We start from the raw sequence: 19,514 nt of genomic DNA on the forward strand, positions 1-19,514 counted from the left end.
CGTGAGCCTGAAGCTGTCCCGCCGCAGCCGGATCCTCCTCATCATCGCCGCGGTGATCGTGCTGGCGCTGCTGCTGGGTGTCAGGCTGCTGGACACCTACGTCGACTGGCTGTGGTTCGGCGAGGTGCACGCGCGCTCGGTGTTCACCACGGAAATCCTCACGCGGATAGTCCTCTTCGTGGCCGTCGGGTTGCTCGTGGGCGGTTCGCTCGCGATCAGCCTCACCATCGCCTACCGCACGCGTCCGGTGTTCGTGCCCGTCTCGGGCAGCGACGACCCGCTCTCGCGCTACCGCTCGATGATCGTGAGCCGCATCCGGCTGTTCGGCATCGGCATCCCGCTGATCACCGGCCTCATCTCCGGCGCGTCCGCGATGGGTGACTGGCAGACGATCCAGCTGTTCCTCAACGGCACGTCGTTCGGCCAGACAGACCCGCAGTTCGGGCTCGACATCGGCTTCTACGCGTTCACCCTGCCGTTCGTGAACTGGCTGCTCGGCTGGCTGTTCGTCACGGTCGTGGTCTCGTTCTTCGGCGCGCTGATCGCCCACTACATCTTCGGTGGCATCCGCCTCGCCGGCCGCGGCGGCCAGTTGGCGGGCCCGACGCGGGCGCAGCTCGCCATCACCGTCGGCATCTTCGTACTGCTGAAGGCGGTCGAGTACTTCTTCGACCGGTACAACTTGCTGCTGTCCGATCGCGACATGCCGCTGTTCAACGGCGCCACCTACACCGACCTCAACGCGGTGCTGCCGGCGAAGCTGATCCTGCTGTGCATCTCGGTGATCTGCGCGATCGCGTTCTTCGCGGGCGCGTTCCTGCGCAACCTGCAGCTGCCGGCGATCGCGCTCGTGCTGCTGATCCTGTCGGGCGTGCTGGTGGGCGTCGCCTGGCCCGCGATCCTCGACCAGTTCTCGGTGAAGCCGAACGCGAACGACAAGGAAGCCACGTCGATCCAGCGCAACATGGACGCCACCCGCGCGGCGTTCGGGCTGCAGAACGTGAAGTACGAGGACTACCAGGGGAGCAACCAGGCCACCCAGGACCAGGTGAAGGCCGACTCGGGCACCGTGTCCAACATCCGGCTGCTCGACCCGAACGTCCTGTCCGACACCTACACCCAGCTCGCCGGCGGTCAGAACTACTACGGCTTCCCGGCGAAGCTCGACATCGACCGCTACACCGTCAACGGCTCCACGCAGGACTACATCGTGGCCGCCAAGGAGATCAAGACCGACGGGCTCACGGGCAACCAGACCAACTGGATCACCAAGCACCTCGTGTACACCCACGGCAACGGCTTCGTCGCCGCCCCGGCCAACACGATCAACCGCGCCGTCACGGACGTGTCCGACACGAGCAGCGCCGGCTACCCGATCATCGGCACCAGCGACACGAAGAACCCCACCGGCGCCGGCTCGATCGGTGGCAAGCCCGGCATCAAGGTCGACCAGCCGCGCATCTACTACGGCGAGCTGGCCGACCAGAACGACTACGCGATCGTCGGCGGCACCCCCGGCAAGGCGCCGGGCGAGTCCGACTCCCCGGACCAGAAGAACTACTACTACAACGGCACGGGCGGCGTTCCGCTCGACAACTGGTTCAACCGGCTCGCCTTCGCGGCCAACTACGGCGAGCGCAACATCCTCTTCTCCGACGCCATCGGCGACGGCTCGAAGATCATGTACAACCGCACCCCGCGCGACCGCGTCAGCAAGGTCGCGCCGTGGCTGACGCTCGACGGCGACCCGTACCCGGCGGTCGTCAACGGCAAGATCGTGTGGATCGTCGACGGGTACACCACGCTCAACAACTACCCGTACTCGCAGCAGACGCAGCTCGGCGACGCCACCAACGACTCGCTCAACGGTGTCACGCGCCAGGCCAACAACTCGATCAACTACATCCGCAACTCGGTGAAGGCGACCGTCGACGCGTTCGACGGCACGGTCACCCTGTACTCGATCGACGACAAGGAACCGGTGCTCAACGCGTGGGAGAAGGTGTTCCCGGGCCTCGTGAAGCCGAGCTCCGCGATCCCGCCGGACCTGCGCGCGCACTTCCGCTACCCCGAAGATCTCTTCAAGGTCCAGCGTGAGCTGCTCGCCCGGTACCACGTGGACAACCCGCAGCAGTTCTACGCGCAGCAGTCGTTCTGGAGCGTCCCGCAGGACCCGACGGAAGACGGCAGCGCGACCACGGCGGCGGCGAACGTCGCGAACCAGCCCGGGTATTACGTCCTCGCCGACGCAGCAGGTGAAGGCACACCGACGTTCCAGCTGACGAGCGGGCTCACCGGTCTGCAACGGCAATACCTCGCGTCGTGGATGTCGGTGTCCTCCGATCCCCAGGACTACGGCACCATTCGCGTACTCCGACTACCCACGGTCACCGGCGCGAACCAGGTCGACGGGCCGGTACAGGTGCAGAACAAGTTCCAAAGTGATCCACAGGTCGCTTCGGACCGGACACTGCTCAACAACCCCAACGTGATTCCCATCTACGGCAACATGATCACGTTGCCGGTCGCCGACGGGTTCCTCTACGTCGAACCGGTGTACATCAGACAGCGCAACCAGCTGAGCTACCCGCAGCTGGCCCGCGTCCTGGTCTCGTTCGGCTCCAAGGTCGGCTACGCGCCGACTTTGAACGAGGCACTGGACCAGGTGTTCGGCAAGGGCACCGGCGCCGCGGCGACCACCCCGGTCGAAGGGGCACCACCGTCCTCGTCGACCCCGCCGACATCACCGTCGGCACCCACGTCGCCGACCACGCCGACCACCCCGCCGGCCAACTCGGGCGGCTCCAACCCGGCACTCGACAAGGCGGTGACCGACATCCAGTCGGCGCTGGCGAAGCTGAAGGCCGCGCAACAGTCGGGCAACTTCGCCGACCAAGGCGCCGCGCTCCAAGCCCTCGACGCCGCGGCGAAGGCCTACGAGACCGCCAAAAACGCCACCCCGCCCTCGGGCAGCGGCGCCCCGCAGCAACCCGGCGGGTGACCTCGCGCACGGTAGTGGCACCTGCTTTGCGCCTGGCTGAAACCCGGGCGTAGGGTAGGTGTCACGACGCGGGGTGGAGCAGCTCGGTAGCTCGCTGGGCTCATAACCCAGAGGTCGCAGGTTCAAATCCTGTCCCCGCTACAGAGGTCGGAGGCCCGTGCTTGCGGAATGCGCAAGCCGGGCCTCTTTCGCATTTCCCCGGGGGTCGGCCCCCGGGCCCCCGCCAGGGAGGGCTTCGCCCCCCTGGACCCCCCGGTGAGGTTGCCTTGGGTGGTGAGGTGGCCGTTGGTGACGTGGCGGGGTGAGGCGGCCTGCGTGGGCGGATTCGACGCCCGAACGGCGCGGGTTCGATGTAGCCGCGGGGATTCCGTGCACCATCTGGGTCATTTCTCGACGTTGAGGTCGTGCTGGGTGGGTGGGGTTGCGTTGTGCGTCGTGTGGTCGGGCCTCGCTGGGGAGAGCGGGGGCCGCTGTTGTGCGGGGCGGAATAGGGTGCGGGGATGGGTGAAGGTGTGGGATCGGCGGGGCCGGCGCTGGGGGAGCTGTTCGGGGCGGGGCGGAGGGCCGATCCGTATGGGGCGTATGGGGAATGGCGCGACAGGGCGCCCGTGGTGCGGGTAGGGGAAGGGCTCGTGGCGGTGCTCGGGTTCGAAGAGGCCGAGCGCGTGGTGACGGGGGCGGAGTACGGGCACCCGGAGCCCGAAGTGATCGGGGCCGGGGACGAGGATCTGCCGGTGGATGGACGAGGGCGGGTGGTGAGGGCGTTCGCGTTCTTGAATCCGCCGGATCACACGCGGTTGCGGGGGTTGGCGGGGAAGGCGTTCACCGCACGGACGGTGGAGGGCCTGGTGCCGCGCGTGGAGGAGTTGGTGGAGGAGTTCGTCGGGCGGGTGGTGGAGGCCGGCGAAGGTGACTTGATGCGCGAGCTGGCGGTGCCGTTGCCGGTGACGGTGATCGCGGAGCTGCTGGGGGTGCCGGTCGGGGATCGGGAGCGGTTCGGGGCGTGGTCGGGAGCGATGGCGCGGGCGGCGGAGCCCGGGTTCTTGCTCGGGCCCGGAGTCGCGGACGCGGCGGCGCGGGCACGGCGGGAGTTCGTGGCCTACTTCAGGGAGCTGGCGGCTGAGCGGCGAAGCGCTCCGGGGGACGACCTGGTGTCGGCGCTCGTGGCGGTGTCGGACGACGGGGAACGGCTCAGTGAGGGGGAGTTGCTCGTCACGCTGACGTTGTTGCTCGTGGCAGGACACGAGACGACGACCAACCTGATCGGCAACGGAATGTTGGCGTTGCTGCGGAATCCGGATCAGTACGCCGCTCTGGCTCAAGATCAGGCGCTCGATGCGGCGTTGGCCGAAGGAGCCGTCGAGGAGATTCTGCGGTACGACTCGCCGATCCAGCTGACGATGCGGACGGTCCTGACCGACACGACCCTGGGCGGCGTCGAGCTGGCGGCGGGAACGACGGTGCTCGTGTTGGTGGGCGCGGCGAACCGGGATCCGCGCGTGGGCGAGGAGCCGGACCGGTTCGACATCACCCGCGTGCCGCGGCGGCACCTGGCCTTCGGGCGCGGGATCCACTTCTGCCTGGGCGCTCCGCTGGCGAGGCTGCAGGGGCGGACGGTGTTGCGGGAGCTCGCGCGCCGAGCACCGGGGCTGCGCCTGGCCGGAGAGCCGGAGTGGGCGGAGACGGTGACGTTGCGCGGCCTGCGAACGCTCCCCATCGCGATCAGGTGACGGGCAACCAGGCGAAGTAGCCGTCCGGGCGGACCAAGGCGGCGGAGGCGAACGGCAGGGCCGGAAAGTCCGTTGTGGACAGTGGGCCCGGAACCGCGGGCAGGCCCGACAGATCTGCGCCCGGCGTGGTGAGCAGGACGTGGTGGCCCGGGTGGAAGAGGGTGCTGGCCCAGCCGCCGCCGGGGAGGCGGAAGTCGGGGAGGCGCGCCCCGGTGAGGGGGTGGGCGTGCGGGGGCGCGGGGTAGCGGACGGCGAGCCCGGAGACCAGGCCGGACAGGTGGCGGGACACCTCGGGCAGGTCGGCGAGGGTGGTGAAGAGCGCGCGCAGAGCGCGGCTGGAGCGGCTTTGCGGGATGAGGCCGTTCTGCGCCGCGACGTTCTCGAGCACGGCGGCCCCCACGGCGCGGCGTTCGGGCTCGTACGTGTCGAGCACGTCGTCGAAGCCGTTGAGAGCCGCGGCGAGCTTCCAGCCCAGGTTGGCGGCGTCCTGCACGCCGAGGTTGAGGCCCTGGCCACCGGCGGGGAAGTGGATGTGGGCGGCGTCGCCGGCGAGGAGGACGCGGCCGACGCGGTACTGCGCCGCCAGGCGGGACGCGTCGGAGAAGCGGGACAGCCAGCGGATTTCCGTGATCACCGCCGGGCCGTAGGTCGCCGCGAAGGCCGCGTGCACCTCGGCCTCGGTGACGGGTGAGCCGAACGTCGCGGGACGCCGGGCGCGGTCGCCGAACGTCAGGCGGTACAGGAGCGGCTCGGCGAGCGGGATGAGGCCGCAGAAGCCCGTGGCGCCGTCGGACTGGACCATTCCGCGCATCGACGTCCACGTGCCGGCCGCGCGGTCGGGGACGTGGTCGACGACGACGTCGGCGACCACGCCGTAGCCGGTGCCGTCCTCGCCTTCGAACGGCACGTCCAGCAGCTTGCGCACGGTGCTGCGGCCGCCGTCGCAGCCCACCAGGTAACGGCAGCTCAAGACGAGCTCCGGCGTGACCACGCGGACGCCCGCCGCGTCCTGCGACAGCCCCACCACCTCGTGCCCGCGCAGCACCTTGCCGCCGAGCTCCGCGAACCGTTCCTCCAGCAGCTCCTCGACCTGCGCCTGCGGGATGCCCAGCTGGTACGGGTGCCGCGTGTCCCACCCCGCGTAGCTGATCGGGACGGCCGCGAAGTGTCCCTCCTGGACGGTGGCGAACGCGCGGTCCTCCGCTCTCGGCAGCAGTCCGCGCAGGTCCAGCACCTCCGCCGTGCGCGGCTGCAGGTTCAGCGCCTTCGACAGGCCGGTGCGCTCGGGCAGCCGCTCGACCACCACCGCGTCGACACCGGCCAGGCGCAGCTCGGCCGCCAGCATCAGGCCCGTCGGGCCGGCCCCGGCGACGACGACATCGGCGTGCAGCTCGTTCATGACCACTCCTTAACGTTGTTAAATTGACCCGTCGCCAGAGTGCCCTTAACATCGTTAAATTGTCAAGGAGGTAACCCGTGGCCCTGAACAGGCAGGACATCGCGCGCTCGGGACTGCGCCTGCTCAACGAAGTGGGCCTCAACGGGCTGACGCTGCGCCTGATCGCCGGCGACCTGGGCGTGAAGGCGCCCGCCCTGTACTGGCACGTCAAGAACAAGCAGGAGCTGCTCGACGAGATGGCCACGCAGATGCTCGCCGACGCCGCGGCCGGGCGCGTGCCGCCGGACGGACTCGACGAGTGGCAGCGGCTGGAGCACCAGGCCAGGGGTCTGCGCGACACCCTGCTGGCGTACCGCGACGGCGCGAAGGTCTTCTCCGGCACGTTTCTCGCCGACACGAGCCTGGTCGGCCCGCCTCCGCTGCAGGAGCGGATCGACGCGGGGCTCGACCCGGTGCGCGCCGCGCGGGCGCACTTCGCCGTTTACAGCTTCGTGATCGGCTTCACCATCGAAGAGCAGGCCGTGTATCCGGTGCGTGGTCAACGCGACGAGCGCTATGGGCCGGAAGACGCCGGCGCGGCCGTGCTGGCGAACCCCGAGGCCGGGTTTTCCGACGGGCTGGCCATCGTGCTCGCCGGCGCCCGCCAGTGGCTGGACGCGCCATCGTCGCAGGTCGAACGCATGCAAGAGCCTTAAGTGGGGGCGCCTGAAACCCGTTGAGCCCCCCGTGTAATCTATTAACACAACGACGCGGGGTGGAGCAGCTCGGTAGCTCGCTGGGCTCATAACCCAGAGGTCGCAGGTTCAAATCCTGTCCCCGCTACAGAGGTTGGAGGCCCGGCTTGCGGAATGCGCAAGCCGGGCCTCTTTCGCATTTCCCCGGAGGTCGAACCCCCGGGGCCCGCGTCGGGAGGGGCTTCGCCCCCCTGAACCCCCCGGCGAGCTGCGCTCGCAGTTGATGTCCGGGCCTTGCTTTTTCGTGCCCTGACCTGCCGGTTCGCTCGGGTGGTGGTTGCGCTCGGAGCCCTTGGTCGTTTTGCGCCGGAACTCGCGTCCTCGCGGTTGCGGAGCGTGTCCGGGTCCACAGTGGACCCGCTTCCGGATTGGGCCGAATGAGGGGATAACACTAGCCACAATGGACAGATCCCGAGGCCACTGTGGACATACCGCCGAAGAAGTGGGAACGTAGAGGTGTGTCCGAATTGAATGCAACAGCCGCCGCTCTGCTCGGTCTCCTCCACGACGGTCCCGCCACGGGCGGGCAGCTCGTCGCGGGAGCCGACGAGCGCTTCGGCGCCTTCTTCAGTGTCACCCGCAGCCAGGTCTACCGCGAGCTCCCGGCCTTGTCCAAGGAGGGCCTCGTCCGGCTGGGCAAGCAGGGCCCGCGCTCGAGCCAGCAGTACGTGCTGACCGCGGCCGGCAAGAAGGCCTTCAAGACGTGGCTCACGTCCGAGGCCGGTCCCGACCACCTGCGCAGCCCGCTCATCCTGCGGCTCGTGCACGCCGGTTCGCTGACGGCGAAGCAGCGCACCGCTCTGCTCGAGACCGCCCGCGGCACCTACCAGGTGCAGCTCGACGAGGCCAGGGCGGCCACCAAGGCGGCCGACGGCCCCTACGCCAAGGCCGTCGCCGAGTTCGCGCAGGCGCAGGCCAAGGCCGCCCTGAAGCTGCTCGACGCCATCCCGTCGGCCTGACCCACGCCACAGCCCACGACCGGTTCGCAACCGGTCGTGGGTTTTGCCGTAACCTTGGTAAACGTGAGTGATGAGTTCGATGCGGCCCTCAAGGACCTGACCGGCAAGCTGACGCAGATCGAGTCGGTGATGGACCTCGATGCGCTGCGTGCGCAGGTCGCGGAGCTCGAGAGCCAGGCCTCCAGCCCCACCCTCTGGGACAACCCGGAGGAGGCGCAGAAGGTCACCAGCCAGCTCTCGCACCGCCAGAGCGAGCTGCGCCGCGTGTCCGACCTGCGGTCGCGCCTCGACGACCTGGGCGTGCTCTACGAGCTGGCCGAGGCCGAGGGTGACGCCGGCAGCATGCAGGAGGCGGAGGGCGACCTCACCGACCTCGGCAAGGACGTCGACGCACTCGAGGTCCGCACGCTGCTGTCCGGTGAGTACGACGACCGCAACGCCGTCGTCACCATCCGCGCGGAAGCCGGCGGCGTCGACGCGGCCGACTGGGCCGAGATGCTGCTGCGCATGTACCTGCGCTGGGCCGAGCGCCACGGCTACCCCACCGACGTCTACGACATCTCCTACGCCGAAGAGGCGGGCATCAAGTCGGCGACGTTCAAGGTGAGCGCCCCTTACGTCTACGGCACCCTCTCGGTCGAGCAGGGCACCCACCGCCTGGTGCGGATCTCGCCGTTCGACAACCAGAGCCGCCGCCAGACGTCCTTCGCCCACGTCGAGGTGCTGCCGGAGGTCGAGGAGGTCGACCACGTCGACATCGCGGAGAAGGACATCCGCGTCGACGTGTACCGCTCGTCAGGCCCCGGTGGACAGAGCGTGAACACCACCGACTCCGCGGTGCGCATCACGCACCTGCCGACCGGCATCGTCGTGTCCTGCCAGAACGAGAAGTCGCAGCTGCAGAACAAGGCCGCGGCGCTGAAGGTCCTGCAGGCCCGCCTGATGCTGCGCAAGAAGGAAGAGGAGCGGGCCGAAATGGACGCCCTCAAGGACGGCGGCTCCAGCTGGGGCAACCAGATGCGCTCCTACGTCCTGCACCCGTACCAGATGGTCAAGGACCTGCGCACCGACTTCGAGGTCGGCAACCCGAGCGCCGTGCTCGACGGTGAGATCGACGGCTTCCTCGAGGCGGGCATCCGCTGGCGCAAGCAGGCCGCGGTCGCCTGATCCGCGTCCGCTCGAGTCCACTGTCGCCTGTTCCGTGAACGGGCGACAGGATCCACTGTCGACACCCGGAACCGATTCCGGGACAAGGGACTTCCGCTACCGTCCGGCGCGGCAAAAGCCACGCTTGGCGACGGCGGGGGTCCCTTGCCCGCATCGGGGGCACGGGCAACCCAGGCTTAACGAGGCCCATGGGTAGTATGCCGAACCGTGATCCGGCTCGAAGAGGTTTCCAAGGTCTACAAGACCTCGACCCGTCCTGCCCTCGAACGGGTGTCGGTCGAGATCGACAAGGGTGAGTTCGTCTTCCTCATCGGCCCTTCGGGTTCCGGGAAGTCGACGTTCCTGCGTCTCCTGCTGCGCGAAGAGGTCCCGAGCAAGGGCCGCGTGATGGTGTCCAACTTCGACGTCGCCAAGCTCGCGCGGCGCAGGGTCCCCCGCCTGCGCCAGACGATCGGCTGCGTCTTCCAGGACTTCCGCCTGCTGGCCAACAAGACCGTGGCCGAGAACGTCGCGTTCGCGCTCGAGGTGATCGGCAAGCCGCGCCTGACCATCAAGAAGGTCGTGCCCGAGGTGCTGGAGCTCGTGGGCCTGGAGGGCAAGGCCGACCGCCTGCCCAACGAGCTCTCCGGTGGCGAGCAGCAGCGCGTGGCGATCGCGCGCGCGTTCGTGAACCGGCCGCTGGTGCTGCTGGCCGACGAGCCGACCGGGAACCTGGACCCCGACACCAGCCAGGACATCATGCTGCTGCTGGAGCGCATCAACCGCACGGGCACGACCGTGCTGATGGCCACCCACGACCACTCCATCGTGGACTCGATGCGGCGCCGGGTCGTCGAGCTGCAGCTCGGCCGCGTGATCCGCGACGACGCCCGCGGGGTGTACGGCATCGGTCGCTGAGCGACCCGCCGCCCGCCTTCCCCGACAGCCCCGACCCAACAAGGGACAGACACCTGCGATGCGTGCCAGTTTCGTCTTCAGCGAGGTCCTCACCGGTTTGCGCCGGAACGTCACGATGACCATCGCGATGATCCTCACCACGGCGGTCTCCCTCGCCATGCTCGGCGGTGGCCTCCTGGCCGTGCGGACGATCGACAAGATGAAGGCGAACTTCCTCGCCGAGGTCGAGGTCCAGGTCAGTCTCGTCGAGGACATCAGCGCCAACGACAAGAACTGCTCGCAGCCGCTGTGCAGCGGGCTGCGCCAGTCGCTGCAGAACAACCCCGGCGTCGAGTCCGTGGTGTACGAGAACCGCGACCAGGCCTACGAGCGGTTCAAGAAGATCTTCGCGAGCCAGCCCGAGCTGCTGGAGCTCACCGGCCCGGAGGCGCTGCCCGCGTCGCTGCAGGTGAAGCTGAAGGACCCGGACCGCAGCGCCGCGATCATCGCGGAGTACTCGGGCAAACCCGGCGTGCGCAAGGTCGACGACCAGAAAAAGTTCCTCGACCGCGTGTTCAACGTGTTCAACGGCATCCGCAACATCGCGTTCGGGATCGCGCTCATCATGGCCATCGCGGCGCTGCTGCTGATCGCGAACACCATCCAGGTGTCGGCGTTCACCCGGCGCACGGAGGTCGGCATCATGCGGCTGGTCGGCGCGACCCGCTGGTACACACAGCTACCGTTCCTCCTGGAGGCGGTGGTCGCCGGCGTGGTCGGTGCCGTGCTCGGCATCCTGTTCCTGCTGGCCGCCAAGCTCACGTTCCTCGACTCGGTGCTCACGGGTGAGGTCTTCCCGCAGATCACCACGCTGGAACTGTTGTTCCCCGTGGCGCCGATCCTGCTGGCCGTGTCGGTCGTGATCTCCGCGATCACCGGGTACGTCACGCTCCGCCTGTACGTGCGCCACTAGCTTCACCCCGACGCCGCGTGGGCAGGATTTCGGTCCTGCCCACGCGGCGTTGTCGTTTTCAGCGCACGGCGGCCAGTGCGGCGTCCAGTTCGTCCACCTGGGACGGTGCCGGCTGCGCGTGCAGGTGGCCGTCGGGACGGACGACGGCGACCACCGGCTTCGGGCCCAGCGCGTCGGCCAGTGGGCCTTCGCCGTATCGCGGCTCGACGACGAACGCCTGCCGCACCTGGTCGCCGACGCGCCGCGCCAGGGCCCGCCACGCGGGTGCCCGGCCACAGCAGCACGGTGAAGCCGTCCGCGGAGACCGGCGTCCACGTCCGGCCGGCCACGCGCGTCTCCTGGCCCGGTTCGCCCGCCACCGGCAGCCGTTCGCCCGGCCACACGCGTTTGTCGGGCAGGGCGCGCAGGACGTTGCGCGCGGGGTAGCGCACGCCGGTCTGGGCCACCAGCGGCGCCAGGGCCCGCTGCACCAGCCCGGACGACGAGGCCGCGCGCAGGGCGACGTCGCGCGCCGCGATCTGGCGCGGCTTGCGCAGGAGCCCCAGTGTGTCTGCAGCGCCGTCGTGCGGGCCACGGCGTGAGCTGCGTCACGGCGTTCGAGGTCGTAGCCGTCGAGGACCGACTCGGGCAGCTCACCCGTACGACGCCGCCGAGGCGCCAGCCCAGGTTCACTGCGTCCTGCAGGCCCGTGTTCAGGACCTGGGCGCCGGGCCGGGCTCCTGATGTGGGCCGCGTCACCCGTCAGGAGTGTCCGGCCGGTTCGGAACGCGGCCGCGATCCGCGCGTGCACCCGGAACGTGGTGCTGAAGCGCAGTTCGCCGAGCACGTTGTGGCCGGGGCCGCGTTCGTCGACGATTCGCTGGAAGAACTCGCGTGAGGGCGGGGTGTCGTCGGTGCTGTGCGGCACGCTCACCGCGACCCGGCAGATCCCGCCGCCGCGCGGGCCGAACGCCAGGCTGCCCTGCGGCGCGTAGCAGTAGCTGACCACGTTCTGCGGGGTGCCGCCGGTGATCTCGGCGTCGGTCACGGAGAAGCTGACGTCGAACTCTTCGCCCTCGAACGACCCGCCCACGAGCTTGCGGGCCGAGCTGTGCGCGCCGTCCGCGCCCACGAGTCACGCGGTTTCGAGCTCCGCGCTCGGGCCCTCCAGCACGGCCGTGACGCGCGGGCCGCGGGTGTCACGGATCTCCGCGAGCCGCACGCCGCGTTCGATCTTGCCGCCCAGCTCGGCCAGGCGGCCGTCGATGATCCGCTCCGCCTCGCTCTGCGCGATCGCCACCGTGTCCGGGCAAGGCGTGTCGCGCAGCCGGTTCATCCAGGCGGTGCCGAATCGGGGTGTGATGTGCCCTAGGTGTGCCGCGCTGTCACCAAAGTTCAGTCGCCCTCGGCGAGCGTGGTGACGGCGCGCTGCAGCAGCTCGCGCACCGCCTTGTCCTCGTCCGGCCCGAACGCCGCGGACAGACGCGCCTCGACGGCCAGCGCGGCCTCGTTCGCCTTGCGGAACGTCGCGTGGCCGGAGCGGGTGAGCCGGGCGATGAGTACCTGCGCGTGCACGTCCGAGGGCGTGCGTTCCACGAGTTTCTTCGACTCCATTGTGGACAGCAGTGACGTCATGCTCTGCGGCGTGACGCAGCACACGCGGGCGAGCTGGGCGCCCGACAGCGGCGACATCGACAGCGCGTAGAGCACCGAGTACTGCGGCACGGACAGCCCGAACGGCTTGAGCACGTGGTTCTTCTCCGCCATCAGCGCCTGCTCGGCCCGCTTGAGGTGGGTGCCGAGCCGGGGCTCGAGGCTTTCCGTGATCCGCTCTTCCACGCCCATGTGACCTCCTCGCCGGCCTGCGCCGGGCCCTCGTCAGAGCCTGCTCCCAAACTATCAGGTTCCGGATGGGGCACAGAACCCTTCGGCCTGACGTGAGGACCCGGCTACTGCTTCCATGGCTGTTATCCATCAGGGTTCGAATGGTTCTTGCCCGATCCCGCTCGCCGAAAGGTTCTCCATGGCGGTCGGCGCCGCGCCGCGGCCCACCAAGCCCGGCCTCACGCTCTTCGCCGTGTGCGCCGCGATCGTGCTGGTGCCGGTCACGGCCACCGGCGCGTCGATCGCGTTGCCGGACATCAGCGGCAGCCTCTCCACCAGCCTCGCGCACGACGCTCCAAGGTGAGCTGGGCGTCGGCCCGTCTCCGCGGTTGCTGAAGCTGCGGAGCAGCATCCTGGCCGACGAGCCCGGCACGCCGGATCGGTGGCTCAGCGCGGTGTCCTGACCAGGGGAGCGGCGTGGGGAAACCCTGTCGGCTCGCGCGGGGAAAACCACGTAGAGTTGACATCATGCCCAAGGAACGTGGACAGAAGGTCATCGCGTCGAACCGCAAGGCTCGGCACGACTACTCCATCCTGGACACCTACGAAGCGGGACTGGTGCTGCAGGGTACGGAGGTGAAGAGCCTTCGGGAGGGCAAGGCCTCGCTGGTCGACGCGTTCGCGACCGTCGACGACGGTGAGGTGTGGCTGCGCAACGTGCACATCCCGGAGTACACGCAGGGCACGTGGACCAACCACATGCCGCGGCGGACGCGCAAGCTGCTGCTGCACCGCAGTGAGATCGAGAAGCTCATCGGCAAGACGAAGGAGAGCGGCCTGTCGCTCGTGCCGCTGTCGATGTACTTCAAGGACGGCAAGGTCAAGGTCGAGATCGCGCTGGCCAAGGGCAAGAAGGCCTACGACAAGCGCCAGACGCTGGCCAAGCGCGACGCCGAACGCGACATCAGCAAGGCCATGGGCCGCGCGCTGAAGGGCCGGTTCACGGAGTGACGCTCGGTCCCGCCTCGGACGCCGACGTCGCTCGGTGGACCGCTGCCCTCGGCCTCGACGGGCTCGTCGACATCCACGTGCACTTCCTGCCGAAATCCGTGATGGACAAGGTCTGGGCCTACTTCGACCAGGCGCGGCCGCACTACGGCACCGAATGGCCGGTGCACTACCGGACCACGGAGCAGGAGCGCGTGCAGACCCTGCGCGAGCTGGGCGTGAAGCAGTTCGCACCGCTGGTGTACCCGCACAAGCCGGGCATGGCGGAGTGGCTCACGTCGTGGGTGCTGGAGTTCGCCGAGCAGGTACCCGAAGCGGTGCCCACGGGCACCTTCTACCCCGAGCCGGCCGCCGCGTCCTCAGTGGACGCCACCCTGCGGGCCGGTGCGCGGTGCTTCAAGGCCCACGTGCAGGTCGGCGCGTACGACCCGCGGGACGACCTGCTGAAGCCGGTGTGGGGTTCGCTGGCCGACGCGGGCGTGCCCGTGGTCGTCCACTGTGGACACGGACCGCTGCGCGGCGACTTCACGGGCTTGAACGTGTTCGCCGAGGTCCTCGAACGGCACCCGAACCTCACGGCCGTGCTGGCCCACGCGGCGATGCCCGAGTTCACCAGCGCGTTCGAGCTGATGGCGCGCTTCCCGCGCGTGCACATCGACACGACGATGGTCGGCGTGCCCTTCGCGCAGAAGATGTCGCCGCTGCCGGTCGACTGGACCGACCGGCTCGTCGAGTTCGCCGACCGCGTGGTGCTGGGCACCGACTTCCCGAACATCCCGTACTCCTACGCCACGCAGCTGCAGGCGATCGCCGGCTGGGCGGCCGACGATCGCCTGGGTGAGCCGTTCCTGCGGGCCGTGCTCCACGACACCCCGGCGAAGCTGCTCAGCGTTTGACCTTCGCCGCCTCCGTGATCGCGACGGCCCGGGCGAGCAGGCGCGTCAGCGACACCTGACGGCCGGCCAGTGCGAACCCGGCGGCGAGCAGCACGACCCAGGGGATCGGGCCGTGGGCGAAGCCTTCGCTCAGCGGCTGGAAGCCGTGCGCGGCGAGCCCGAGCAGGCCACCGGACGCAAGCAGCCCGGCCAGCACGAGCTGCGGCGTCCGGGCGGTGATCACCGCGTCGTCGCGCTGCGTTTCGAAGCGGGAGAACAGCCGCAGCAGCACCAGCAGCACGGCTGCGCACAGCGCGAACCACGCCGGCGCCATCACGAGCCACAGCACCGAACCGGGCGCCGGCGTCGCGTACCCGAGGCCGAGCACCGTCACGCCGGAGACGACGATCAGGGCCGGCATGTGCCACAGGTACACGCTCATGAACCGCGCGCCGATCCAGCTCAGCGCGGTGCCGACGCCAGGCCGCGCGGCCAGCGCGTTGAGCTGCGGGCGGAACGCGAGCAGCAGACCGAGCTGGCCCACGGCGAGGAACAGCAGCAACACGGTGGGCGGGCTCATGTTCGACACGGGCGCGCCCGGCATGCCGATCATGCTCGCGGGGTACGGGCCGAACGCGACCAGCAGCGCCGTGACCCCGAACCCGGCGGCGGACAACGCGAGCGCACCACGGCGGGTCAGCTCGCCCAGCCGGCCTTCCACGTAAGCGAAACCAAGCTGGTGCACGGCCACCCACACGAACACCGCGTTGACGTACCCGATCAGCCCGAGGTCGGCGAACCGCGCGACGTCGACGAGCGCGCCCGCCACGGCCATCACCAGCGGCACCCACAGGCCCCAGCGGCGGTGCGCCGCGACCATCAGCGGCGTGAGCAGCACCGTGAGCAGGTAGACGGACAGGAACCACAGCAGCTGCGCGGCGATCGAGCTCGCCACCTGCAGCGGCTGCGGCGGAATTCCCATGCCCTGCAGCAGATCCGGCACCACGAGCCACACGGCCAGCAGCGGAAGCACCGGCACCAGCAGCCTTCGGACGCGCGCGGCGAGCCATGCGCGGGAGGATTCCGCGCGGCGCAAGGAAATCAGGTTCGCCGCGCCACCCGCGAAGAAGACCAGCGGCATCACTTGGGAAAGCCAGGTCACGACCCACCAGCCGGGCGTCGCGAGCGCGTTGCCCGTCGCCAGCGTGCCGTGGTCGTAGGAGAGCACCGGCATCACCCAGTGCTGCGTGATCACGGCCAGGATCGCGCCTGCCCGGACCACGTCGAGGAACTTGTCGCGGCCGCCTGGAGCGACCGGTGTGCTGACCCGCAGCAGGCTCGTCGTCATGCCTCCAAGGCTGGTCGCTGAAGCCTTGTGAGACAGCGGGGTGAGCCGCCGAGTTCGACCTCCGGCCAGCCCGTGGTCGATACGGGGGTTGTCCCTACCTCAGGCCGTCGGGCTCCGGTTCGGAGTGCGACGGTTCCGAGTTCGTGGCGCTCACGCGGTACTCCCAGCCGTGCTCGGTCATGCCGAGCTCGTACAGCGTCTCGATCTTCGGACCGCCGTGGAGGTGGATGTGGCGCACGATCGTGCCCGGGACCGGTTCTTCGTCGGTGAGCTCCTGGACACGGCCGTCGAGCGGACCGCCGAAGAAGCGGACGCTGCGGTCGGTCACCGGGAACTCCTCACCAGACATTGGTCCATGGTAAGCGAGGCCCTCACGCGCGTGCTGCCGCCAATACGGGTGACGGCCGTCAGCGGCCCAGGTACGTCAGGACCGCTCGCACCCGCCGGTGTTCTTCCGAGCTGGCTTCGAGACCGAGCTTGGAGAAGATGTTGCCGATGTGCTTTTCGACGGCGCCGTGCGACACCACGAGCCGGTTGGCGATCGCCGTGTTCGACAATCCTTGCGCCATCAGGCCCAGCACCTCCGATTCGCGCGCGGTGAGCGCGTCGAGCGGGTTGCGGCGCCCGCGCGCCATCAGCTGCGCGATCACGTCGGGGTCGATCGCGGTTCCGCCACCCGCGACGCGGCGCACGGCGTCGAGGAAGTCGCCGACGTCGGCGACGCGTTCCTTGAGCAGGTACCCCACCCCGCCGGCGCCGCCGGAGAGCAGCTCCACCGCGTAGCTCTCCTCGACGTACTGCGAAAGCACCAGCACGGGCAGACCGGGCACGGCGGAGCGTGCGGCGAGGGCGGCGCGCAGGCCTTCGTCGGTGAACGTCGGCGGCATGCGCACGTCGACGATCGCGAGGTCGGGCCGGTGTTCGGTGACCGCGCCGAGCAGGTCGTCGCCGTTGTCGACGGCGGCGATGGTCTCGATGCCCTCGTCGGCGAGCAGGCGCGTGACCCCCGCCCGCAACAGCACGGCGTCTTCGGCGATCACTACTCGCATCAGGCCCCCAGGCTCGTGAGAGAAAAGCTCCGGGGCTATTCACTCACGAGCGGGTCACCATTGGCACGGCAGGTCCGCCCGGATCACGGTCGGCCCGCCGACGGGGCTGACCACGGTGATCACGCCGTCGATGGTCGCGGCGCGGTCGGCCAGGCCCGCGAGCCCGCCGCCGGGACGCACCTCGGCGCCGCCGTGCCCGTTGTCGGTGATCTCGACGATCACGTGCGTTTCGCTGCGCCACACCTTCACGACCGCCTCGGTGGCGCCGGAGTGCTTGGCGATGTTGGTGAGCGTCTCGCCGACGATGAAGTACGCCGTGGTCTCCACCGCGGCCGGCGGGCGGGGCTCGACGTCCACGCTCACGTCGACGGGGATCGGCGACTTCGCGGCCTGGGCCGAAAGCGCCGCGTCGAGGCCGCGGTCGCCGAGGACGGCGGGGTAGATGCCGCGCGCCAGGTCGCGCAGCTCGGAGACGGCGAGCTTGGCGTCGGCGTGGGCCTCGTCGATGAGGTCGCGCACGGCGGCGGGGTCGTTGTCGAACTTCGACTTCGCACGCCCGAGGCTCATGGCGACGGCGACGAGCCGCTGCTGGGCGCCGTCGTGCAGGTCGCGCTCGATGCGCCGCCGCTCGGCCTCGGCCGCGTCGACGCCGCGGGCTCGGGACGCCTGCAGGTGCTCGGCCTTCGCTTCGAGCTTCTTCGTGCGGTTCGGGCCCAGGAGGGACAGGGCGAGGTTGCCGTGGAGCCAGCCCAGCCACGGCGTCACCCAGATCGCCATCGGCAGCAGCACGATCGACGCGATCGCCACCGGCAGCTCCGCGACGGCCAGCGGGAACGCGATCATCAGGTACGCGAGGTCACGCCACGTCGTCGGGTCGGTGAGGCGGGTGAGCCAGCGGCGCGTCATCGACTGGCCCTCGAGCGGCAGCCGCTCCACCTTCGTGAGCGGCGTCCGCAGCATCGTGCGCGCCCAGCGGCGCTCCGCGTCGCCCGACCAGCGGACGAACGCCGTGGTCGCGAGCAGGATCGGGAAGCCGACCCAGACCACGACGGTGCCGACGCCCACCGTCGCGCCCACCACGATGAGCACGAACTGGACCAGGCGGAACACGAAGCTCGTGATCATGTAGACGATCGTGCGCGCGGGGTTCGGCCGGGGATGCTCCGGCAGCTGCTGCTCCGTGGTCATCCGGTCACCGTGCTCGTCTCGTCGAGTTCCAGCCACGAGCGCTCCATGCGCCGGCGCTGGGACACGGTGGGCCGCAGCAGAGCCACGGCGAGCCCGCCGTGCAGCGCCGCCAGGCCCCTGGTCAGCGCCACGGACAGGGCGGCGAACAGCACCCCCAGCGCCGCCCAGGGCAGCGCGCTCACCGTCGAGTCGACGGTGAGCCACCGCACATCGTATCCCGGGAAGTACCAGGCGCCCTCGGGCAGGAAGCGGTAGTAGATCGGCAGTGCGACCAGGCCCAGGCTCGTCGCCCAGAACGTCACGACCAGCACGAACTCGACGAGACCGACGGGGAAGAGCAGGAAGAAGTACGACAGGTCGCGCCACGTGGCGCCGTCCTTCAGCCGCGTGGTCCAGCGAGCGCGCTGCCCGGTCGGCGGCAACGGCAGGTACGGGCTGTCCACGTACGTGTCGAGCAGCGAAAACACCCGCGCGCGCTCCATCCGCCCCGCCCCGCGGGCCAGGAGGACGAGCAGCCCCAGCAGCGGCACCCCCAGCCACACGACCAGCGTCCCGGCGCCGGCCGAGAGCAGCACTGTGATGAGGGCGAACGACACGATGCCCATCGGCAGGTTGAGCAGCAGAAACGCCAGCGCCCGACCCAACGGCGGGTGGCGCCTCCTCGCGGCGGACACGGTGACCATGGCGGGGCTCCTTCTCCAAGCGAACGACCTGCTCAGCATCGCTTCGCCGGGCCCCCGCCTGAATGGGGCGCGCGGGCATGTTCCGGGTAGGGCCAGCCCCACCCCGGCCTCGTGCCGCCTCGTGCCTCCGGGAATCAACCAGGTTGCCGCACGCGTTATGATGGTCAGGTTATGTACCACCTACAAGGGGGTGAACGGTTTCGACTCTGGACGTTGAGTCAGGGGAAGCGTGTCGGTGCAGGCGAGAGACCACCGCAAGCGTCATCGCAAACCAATAAGCGCCAAGGCCAATAGCCAGCGCGACTTCGCTCTTGCTGCCTAAGTAGCAGAGTGAGTCTGTCGGCCCGGGATCGCCTCCGACCCGGTAGCCGGCATCAGCTAGGAGGCTTACCGCCAGTCCCGGCCGCGGGGCCTGGTTGGGAAGCAAACAGTGGCTGGGCCCGTCACTTCAGCTTGTTCACGTGACTGAAGGGGTCAAGTAGAGACAGAGTGGACTGCACACGGAGAAGCCCTGTCAAGACGCTAGAGGACCCGGGTTCAATTCCCGGCACCTCCACAAGAATGGCCGGCTCATGCTCACTGGGAGCGTGAGCCGGTTTTCTTGTGTCGGGTGTTTTCTGGGGGTGCGACCCCCAGGCCCCGCCCGGGGGCGAGCCCCCGGACCCCCGTCGTGGTGGGCGGTGGGCGTTGTCGGGTGCGGGTGGTGAGGTGGGGGGCCTGG

Annotated in this window: 19 protein-coding genes, 2 tRNA genes and 1 other RNA gene; 13 read left to right on the forward strand and 9 right to left on the reverse strand. The window is 69.6% G+C overall.

Annotated features, from left to right (window positions below; all coding sequences use genetic code 11):
* Position 1: 1 nt before the first annotated feature.
* The 3 genes from AB0K15_RS39910 (at position 2) to AB0K15_RS39920 (ending at position 4,731) form a co-directional block, all read left to right on the forward strand.
* The gene (locus tag AB0K15_RS39910) at positions 2-3,001 is read left to right on the forward strand and encodes a UPF0182 family protein (RefSeq protein ID WP_364063370.1); all 3,000 of its coding nucleotides are present in this window, start codon (positions 2-4) and stop codon (positions 2,999-3,001) included.
* Positions 3,002-3,068: 67 nt separating this feature from the next.
* A tRNA-Met gene (locus AB0K15_RS39915) sits at positions 3,069-3,142 on the forward strand.
* A gap of 359 nt (positions 3,143-3,501) precedes the next feature.
* Positions 3,502-4,731 (forward strand): cytochrome P450, encoded by a 1,230-nt coding sequence (locus AB0K15_RS39920; RefSeq protein ID WP_364063200.1) that lies wholly within the window; start codon positions 3,502-3,504, stop codon positions 4,729-4,731.
* Here the strand turns inward: AB0K15_RS39920 and AB0K15_RS39925 are convergent.
* A complete protein-coding gene (locus tag AB0K15_RS39925) occupies positions 4,724-6,130 on the reverse strand; it encodes an FAD-dependent monooxygenase (RefSeq protein WP_364063203.1) in 1,407 nt (468 codons plus the stop codon). The genes AB0K15_RS39920 and AB0K15_RS39925 overlap by 8 nt on opposite strands.
* A 77-nt stretch (positions 6,131-6,207) precedes the next feature.
* Here AB0K15_RS39925 and AB0K15_RS39930 point away from each other — a divergent pair, with 77 nt between their 5' ends.
* The 6 genes from AB0K15_RS39930 to ftsX all read left to right on the forward strand — a co-directional run bounded on the left by AB0K15_RS39930 (position 6,208) and on the right by ftsX (position 10,839).
* Positions 6,208-6,825, forward strand: a complete 618-nt coding sequence (locus tag AB0K15_RS39930; protein WP_364063206.1) for a TetR/AcrR family transcriptional regulator C-terminal domain-containing protein — start codon at positions 6,208-6,210, stop codon at positions 6,823-6,825.
* A 53-nt stretch (positions 6,826-6,878) separates the two neighbouring features.
* Positions 6,879-6,952 (forward strand) — tRNA-Met (locus AB0K15_RS39935).
* Positions 6,953-7,322: 370 nt separating this feature from the next.
* Complete coding sequence (locus AB0K15_RS39940; RefSeq protein WP_364063209.1) at positions 7,323-7,823, forward strand: helix-turn-helix transcriptional regulator; 501 nt, start codon at positions 7,323-7,325, stop codon at positions 7,821-7,823.
* Between the two features lie 63 nt (positions 7,824-7,886).
* Positions 7,887-8,990: a peptide chain release factor 2 gene (gene prfB / locus AB0K15_RS39945; RefSeq protein ID WP_364063212.1), complete on the forward strand. Its 1,104-nt coding sequence runs from the start codon at positions 7,887-7,889 to the stop codon at positions 8,988-8,990.
* Positions 8,991-9,197: 207 nt separating this feature from the next.
* Positions 9,198-9,887 (forward strand): cell division ATP-binding protein FtsE, encoded by a 690-nt coding sequence (gene ftsE / locus AB0K15_RS39950; RefSeq protein WP_220246574.1) that lies wholly within the window; start codon positions 9,198-9,200, stop codon positions 9,885-9,887.
* A gap of 58 nt (positions 9,888-9,945) precedes the next feature.
* Entirely contained in the window at positions 9,946-10,839 is an 894-nt protein-coding gene (ftsX, locus tag AB0K15_RS39955; RefSeq protein WP_360604851.1) for a permease-like cell division protein FtsX, read from the forward strand.
* Positions 10,840-10,897: 58 nt separating this feature from the next.
* On the opposite strand, the gene AB0K15_RS39960 is transcribed toward ftsX, so the two are convergent.
* From AB0K15_RS39960 to AB0K15_RS39970, 3 genes are read right to left on the reverse strand one after another with little or no spacing between them, the layout of a single operon-like run.
* Entirely contained in the window at positions 10,898-11,950 is a 1,053-nt protein-coding gene (locus AB0K15_RS39960; protein WP_364063217.1) for an FAD-dependent monooxygenase, read from the reverse strand.
* A gap of 3 nt (positions 11,951-11,953) precedes the next feature.
* Complete coding sequence (locus AB0K15_RS39965; protein WP_364063220.1) at positions 11,954-12,154, reverse strand: hypothetical protein; 201 nt, start codon at positions 12,152-12,154, stop codon at positions 11,954-11,956.
* A 59-nt stretch (positions 12,155-12,213) separates the two neighbouring features.
* Complete coding sequence (locus tag AB0K15_RS39970; protein WP_364063223.1) at positions 12,214-12,663, reverse strand: MarR family transcriptional regulator; 450 nt, start codon at positions 12,661-12,663, stop codon at positions 12,214-12,216.
* Positions 12,664-12,841: 178 nt separating this feature from the next.
* Here AB0K15_RS39970 and AB0K15_RS39975 point away from each other — a divergent pair, with 178 nt between their 5' ends.
* The 3 genes from AB0K15_RS39975 (at position 12,842) to AB0K15_RS39985 (ending at position 14,546) form a co-directional block, all read left to right on the forward strand.
* Positions 12,842-13,006, forward strand: a complete 165-nt coding sequence (locus AB0K15_RS39975) for a hypothetical protein (protein WP_364063226.1) — start codon at positions 12,842-12,844, stop codon at positions 13,004-13,006.
* Between the two features lie 164 nt (positions 13,007-13,170).
* A complete protein-coding gene (smpB, locus tag AB0K15_RS39980) occupies positions 13,171-13,653 on the forward strand; it encodes an SsrA-binding protein SmpB (RefSeq protein WP_360604843.1) in 483 nt (160 codons plus the stop codon).
* Complete coding sequence (locus AB0K15_RS39985) at positions 13,650-14,546, forward strand: amidohydrolase family protein (RefSeq protein ID WP_364063229.1); 897 nt, start codon at positions 13,650-13,652, stop codon at positions 14,544-14,546. The genes smpB and AB0K15_RS39985 overlap by 4 nt, the downstream gene beginning before the upstream one ends.
* Here the strand turns inward: AB0K15_RS39985 and AB0K15_RS39990 are convergent.
* The 5 genes from AB0K15_RS39990 to AB0K15_RS40010 form a co-directional block, all read right to left on the reverse strand.
* Entirely contained in the window at positions 14,536-15,873 is a 1,338-nt protein-coding gene (locus AB0K15_RS39990; RefSeq protein WP_364063232.1) for an acyltransferase, read from the reverse strand. The two genes, AB0K15_RS39985 and AB0K15_RS39990, sit on opposite strands and share 11 nt — an antisense overlap.
* A 94-nt stretch (positions 15,874-15,967) precedes the next feature.
* Positions 15,968-16,201: a hypothetical protein gene (locus AB0K15_RS39995; protein ID WP_364063373.1), complete on the reverse strand. Its 234-nt coding sequence runs from the start codon at positions 16,199-16,201 to the stop codon at positions 15,968-15,970.
* Positions 16,202-16,280: 79 nt separating this feature from the next.
* Positions 16,281-16,922, reverse strand: coding sequence for a response regulator transcription factor (locus AB0K15_RS40000; RefSeq protein ID WP_364063235.1), 642 nt, complete (start codon positions 16,920-16,922; stop codon positions 16,281-16,283).
* A gap of 54 nt (positions 16,923-16,976) precedes the next feature.
* Complete coding sequence (locus AB0K15_RS40005; protein ID WP_364063238.1) at positions 16,977-18,110, reverse strand: sensor domain-containing protein; 1,134 nt, start codon at positions 18,108-18,110, stop codon at positions 16,977-16,979.
* On the reverse strand, positions 18,107-18,793 hold the full coding sequence (locus AB0K15_RS40010) for a sensor domain-containing protein (RefSeq protein WP_364063241.1): 687 nt from the start codon (positions 18,791-18,793) through the stop codon (positions 18,107-18,109). The genes AB0K15_RS40005 and AB0K15_RS40010 overlap by 4 nt, the downstream gene beginning before the upstream one ends.
* Positions 18,794-18,979: 186 nt before the next feature.
* Between AB0K15_RS40010 and ssrA the strand changes: the two genes are divergently transcribed.
* Positions 18,980-19,352: a transfer-messenger RNA gene (ssrA, locus tag AB0K15_RS40015) on the forward strand.
* Positions 19,353-19,514: the final 162 nt, after the last annotated feature.

This window comes from Amycolatopsis sp. NPDC049253 (assembly GCF_040678995.1).
In the GTDB taxonomy this organism is placed as follows: domain Bacteria; phylum Actinomycetota; class Actinomycetes; order Mycobacteriales; family Pseudonocardiaceae; genus Amycolatopsis.